The sequence below is a fragment of the Aeromonas sp. QDB25 genome (assembly GCF_027707725.1).
Taxonomy (GTDB): domain Bacteria; phylum Pseudomonadota; class Gammaproteobacteria; order Enterobacterales; family Aeromonadaceae; genus Aeromonas; species Aeromonas caviae.
The window spans coordinates 1-4917 of sequence record NZ_JAPCIZ010000140.1 but is presented as its reverse complement, the minus strand read 5'-3'; the positions used below and the strand labels follow the sequence as shown (position 1 = coordinate 4917).

Below are 4917 nucleotides of genomic sequence, written 5' to 3'. Positions count from 1 at the left end.
CGCTCCGTTCTAGGGTCGTCCCTCACGCAGTGGCTTCCACCAGCTCCTGAAGCTCCTCAATTTCCCTGCCGGACTCTATCAAATAGTCCTGGCAGAAGGTGGCTACCGGCAGGGGGCGACTGTAGAGGTACCCTTGCAGCATCTGCACTCCGCGATCCCGCAGGTAACTGGCCTGCTCTTGGGTCTCCACCCCTTCTGCGACAATCGACAGCCCCATGGACTTGGCCATGTCGATCACCCCGTCTACCAGCCCCACACAAGCGGCCTTCTTCGGTGAGCCGATCAAGCTCACGAACGCCTTATCAATCTTCAAGGTGTGGACCTTGAACGCCAGCAGGTAGGAAAGGCTGCTGTGGCCTGTGCCGAAATCATCTATGGCCAGCTCGACCCCCATCTCTTCTAGCTCTTCAAACAACTCATGGGAATGCTGATCATCGAGCAAAATTTGCCGCTCGGTCAGTTCCAGCACCAGCTTCACGGCACCGGGCTTGAAGGCTTTGAGGAATTGGCGGCAGTCACGCAGCAGCGCGTTATCTTGGCAGTGACTGGCACTGATGTTGATGCCAATGTGCAGACCGTGCAGGTTTGGGTGCCCAGCCAACTGAACAGCCACCTCCTCCATCAGCATGTGGGTCATGGCGGGGATCATCCCGTAGTCTTCCATTTGCGGGATGAACTGGTCAGGGGGGATCATCACCCCTCCGGGCTGTTGCCAGCGGGCCAACAGTTCCACCCCGGCCAACTGAGTACCATCCGACGACATGATGGGTTGGAGGTAGGGGATGATCTCCTTCTTGCGCAGCGCACGGAGCAGCTTTTTGCGTTGGGAACGTGGCTGACCGAGCAGCTGGTGGACCGTCACGGACAATACCAGTGACAGGAGCATCAGCGCCTCGAACAGAATTTTTCGGTACTGCCAGATGTCGCCCCAGGACACCGGCCCAATGATGGCGGCGTGCAGCTTCAGCGGGTAGAGCTTGGAGTTGATGGTGATGGGTGCCATCTGGTGGTTAAAGGGGGAAGTGACTAACACTCGCCCCTGACTGTCGAGCCACTGGTCGCCAATCTGCAACCAGGTGCTGACTTCCTTATCGAGCAGACCCAGAATGAAGCGCAGCGCCGTGCCGTTCAGGCTGGTGACCACGGCCTCATTCTCCATGTCAGAGCGGATCAACAGCATCGACTGCAACATAAATTAAAGAGGTGTTCCTATCCACCAAAGGGGATCCCTCTGTGGGTCTTGGGAGCGAAAATGCGGTGCTCACCGCACAGGGCGATTACCTGCTGGATCTGTGCGTTGTTGACGAAGAGGAGCGCTCTGATTTAGTCGAGGGTTTCAGGGCCAAGCTGGCTGACACCTTCGCACTCATATGGGGAGAGCCAGTCATTGTGCGCTTTGACTACGAAGAAGCAGCTCTAGCCTAGTGACCTTCTCGGGCCGGGCACCCGGCCCATACCACCCGTTTCAACCCCCTACCCTGCTGGCAAAATCAGATCGACGCGCTGGTTCCTGGTTGTCTTCGACGGATTTTTTTAGAAGGCATTGGTCTGGCCTAGCCTTTGGCCATCCAAAATTAACAGTGTTAATTTGTAAAATGCCTGCGTGACATGGCTAAGCCTTGGGCCATCCAAAATTAACAGTGTTAATTTCCTAAAAGTGCCGACCAGTCCGTGGGGGAAGTTAAGCCCCAGCAGCTGACGCCGAAGCAAAATAACAGTGTTATTTTAGCTAATGCTTACGGCACCACCTTGTCCTGACCGTACCTTTCCTAGAGCCAAATCGCGCTTTCCGTGAAGGACTGCCAGATTTGAAGAGCTCATCAGCTGCAACACCCTACCGTGCAAATGAAAAACCCCGCTCTGTGCGGGGCTGGTGGGCGACGGCTGACAGCATCAAACTTCGAGCAGAACGATGTCGTAGTTAAATACCCCGTCCGCAAGGGCCTTGGCGCGACTCTCGTAAGCCGCTTCTTCATAGGGCTCCTCATCACTGGGATGACATACAAACTTACCATCATCCAGTTCAGTCAAGATGACGCCCTCTTTCTCCAGTAGCGCCTGCACCATATCTAGCGTGGCCTGGTCATGCTCGGACAGGCCGAGCCAGGTGTCACTGTCTACAGAACCGTCCCCGGCGTAGGCGCAGTTCTGATCTTCAACCAGCATCCCATCGACACAGATCACCAGATCTACCGAGCGGCGCTGCATACTTACCAGCGTGAAGGCGGCATCGGTCGAGGCAGCCACCACCCGGTCAGCATTCGTAAAGCCAGTGTCGTTGTCGATTGAGATAACCGTGTAGAGCTTGTCTGCAACCACCGACTCGCTGGTGGTAGCTGGAACTTCGTTCACGGGCTCAGAGGTGGGCACGGGAGTCTCGTTCCCCACGGTCAGATCAAGGCCGTTATCACTGATGCACTCTTTCATCGCTTGCAGCAACGAGCCGTAGTTCTCACCGCCTTCCGAGCCGTCCTGACCCACCCAGCCAAAGCCTCCGTCCTCTTCGACAAACCAGAAGCCGAGAGTCTTGAACTCCTCAATCAGGGCTATCGCTTGCGGTTCTGTGAGCGGAACAGATCCATTCAGCCAGTCATCACACGCGACGAGATCGTAGCCAGCCATCAGGGCTGTTTCACTCTGGTCAACATCACCCTCAACGCAAATGATGAGATCGCTGTGGCGCTTGAGGGCCACGAGGGTAAAAGCGTCATGTTTCGATTCAGCATGTACGAGGTCGGTGTAGATTTGACGGCCAAATTCGCTTTCGATAGAGACGACGGTGAAGAGCTTGGTCATGGTAACTCCTTGGTAATGGATTCAGGTTCGGTAAGGGGTGGCGATACTCACGTTCCGCGCAGGACACGCAGCTGGATTGGGCGCACGACGTCGTCCTCCGAATCCAGCAAATTGATGTGTTGGTTCTGAATGCAGTGGCGCATAGCTTGTATTTCGGTAGGGAATCCAAGACGAATCTCCAGCGAATCTCCTTTGCTCCATGTGTACCAGCCATTTACCGCAATGAAGGAAAGGCCGAGCTTGTCCATGTGTGCGGTCAGGAGGGCCATCTGCTCCGGGTCAGGGTCAATATCAAGAGAGCGCCATTGAGATGGCAGGATGACGCCTAACCGGTCAACACAATGACGGATGGCGCGATAGAGGGTCGGAAACACCAGCGAGCCCTGAATGCTGTCTTCATCTACCCAGGTGTACCAGCCATCCACAGTTGGGATCAGGTAGCCCATCGCGTAAAGACGAAGACGAAGCCGGTCCTCAATAGTTGGGTCAATCTCTCGTATGGAGTCGATCCAACTTTGACTATCTACCGGCCCATCATTGAGCTTCAGCAAGCCACGCAAGTCCCCTTCGGCACAGAAGACCAGCTGCTGATCGCCCATCAAGGCGACAAGGGTGTATGCGCCTTCTCGGGTGCCTGCCTCTACCACGGTGATGCTATGTGAGCGGGTGATACGATTCATACCGACGACAGTAAACAGAGCCATAGTGCGTCTCCTCTATTGAAATCAGGCGGCACGACGGGCGCGGCGCTGGGCAATACGTTGGGCAATCCGCTGCCGTGCTTCTGCGGCCTCGTCGATGCACAGCATCATGCCAAGCAGCAGGGTGTGACGAAGGTTCCTCTCTTCTTCCGTCAGGAAGTCAAAGGCGGTGAAGCTGACCGGCACACTGCCGTAATCTGAAACCCGCTCGCGCAACCGGGTATTTGCTACCTTGCTCAACGCTTCGTACTGCTGCTCTACTGCCTCACGGCCTATCGCCTTGAAGTAAGCAATGGCGTCTCGTTCCGCTGCAGGCTGAGTGGTGTCTAGCGCGTTCATCGGTGATTCCAAACTGAGCAATCTCTAAAACGATACTACTGGCGTTTTTATCTGTTTTCAAGCGTTTCTATAATTATGAGCGCATGATTATTAAGCGCCGACCAGTGGGTACTGCAATGCAAAGTGGGAACGTCAGAGAGCTGGGGAAAGGGTGCTGACGGTCGCTTGACCATTAGGCAGACCGCCGGTTTCCTCGACGGACGGCAAGACATACGACGCTGAGCTACCAGGGAGATGAAATAGGGGAAAAAGGTACAGCAGGACAGGCAGGCATAAAAAAAGGCCGGGTGATGCCCGGCCAAGTCCCATGAACAAACTTGCTAGAAATTTAGGCCGGTAGCCGAGAGGATGTGGTCAAAATCGACCTCACACTGATCGCCAACCAGACAGTGAGCACTGCCATCTGACGCAACTTGCACCGGCATACTGAAATGCTGGTCAAGCCCGACGTCCAGCCAGGACACGCTCACATTCAGACCTCGAAAATAACGGGCTAACCCAGTCACAAGCTCGGCTACCGATGAGGGGGCAAAAGAATCGCCGTCCACCGTGACCAGCAACGGGGACGTGGGGGAAAGAACCGATAAATCGCTGCTACCAACTACGTCCATCTACCATACTCCCTTGATCAAATGGCACCCCTGCACATTACCAAAAATTTCAAATAAAAGACCCACTTATGGGTCCGATTGCAAGGGGAGGGTACGTGTGTGACGGTTAGTGAAGAGGTCGCCGGTAACTGCGAGGCAGGTCCGGGCCGGGGCTGTCTATGCAGGCCATGCCGAGCTCGAAGAGATGGTCAAAGGTTGGGGGCAGGGGAGATGACCGCTCATCCTCGTCGCGCCAGTTGGCAAAGCCAATGAGGGCCACATTCAGCAGCTCTCCGAGCACCAGGCGCAGTTCCTTGGCTTCGGCATCAATGAGCGTGATCAGATGCTCCCATTCGACATTGGTGTGCTCTGAGCGCACCACAAGCCCGCTGGGGGATACATCATTTGCGACACAGAAGACAAGATGCTCGTATGATCGGAACCAGCTACGACGATCCGCATTCAGGTGCAGGTACTTCTCGCAGGCCAAC

Annotated in this window: 6 protein-coding genes; all 6 read right to left on the bottom strand. The window is 55.4% G+C overall.

Annotated elements, in window-relative coordinates; genetic code table 11:
* Positions 1-22 precede the first annotated feature (22 nt).
* Positions 23-1192: an EAL domain-containing protein gene (locus tag PG883_RS22620; protein WP_270808298.1), complete on the bottom strand. Its 1170-nt coding sequence runs from the start codon at positions 1190-1192 to the stop codon at positions 23-25.
* A gap of 701 nt (positions 1193-1893) precedes the next feature.
* On the bottom strand, positions 1894-2796 hold the full coding sequence (locus tag PG883_RS22615; protein WP_114522798.1) for a hypothetical protein: 903 nt from the start codon (positions 2794-2796) through the stop codon (positions 1894-1896).
* A 47-nt stretch (positions 2797-2843) separates the two neighbouring features.
* Positions 2844-3500, bottom strand: a complete 657-nt coding sequence (locus PG883_RS22610) for a hypothetical protein (RefSeq protein ID WP_114522799.1) — start codon at positions 3498-3500, stop codon at positions 2844-2846.
* Between the two features lie 21 nt (positions 3501-3521).
* Positions 3522-3836: a hypothetical protein gene (locus PG883_RS22605; protein WP_185219264.1), complete on the bottom strand. Its 315-nt coding sequence runs from the start codon at positions 3834-3836 to the stop codon at positions 3522-3524.
* Between the two features lie 320 nt (positions 3837-4156).
* On the bottom strand, positions 4157-4447 hold the full coding sequence (locus PG883_RS22600; RefSeq protein WP_114522800.1) for a hypothetical protein: 291 nt from the start codon (positions 4445-4447) through the stop codon (positions 4157-4159).
* Between the two features lie 106 nt (positions 4448-4553).
* Positions 4554-4917: hypothetical protein (locus PG883_RS22595; RefSeq protein ID WP_270808295.1), on the bottom strand; the 364-nt coding region annotated here is incomplete at its 5' end.

Coding starts and splice junctions, on each gene's coding strand:
- PG883_RS22620 (WP_270808298.1), bottom strand. CDS start 1,192: ATGTTGCAGTCGATGCTGTTGATCCGCTCTGACATGGAGAATGAGGCC.
- PG883_RS22615 (WP_114522798.1), bottom strand. CDS start 2,796: ATGACCAAGCTCTTCACCGTCGTCTCTATCGAAAGCGAATTTGGCCGT.
- PG883_RS22610 (WP_114522799.1), bottom strand. CDS start 3,500: ATGGCTCTGTTTACTGTCGTCGGTATGAATCGTATCACCCGCTCACAT.
- PG883_RS22605 (WP_185219264.1), bottom strand. CDS start 3,836: ATGAACGCGCTAGACACCACTCAGCCTGCAGCGGAACGAGACGCCATT.
- PG883_RS22600 (WP_114522800.1), bottom strand. CDS start 4,447: ATGGACGTAGTTGGTAGCAGCGATTTATCGGTTCTTTCCCCCACGTCC.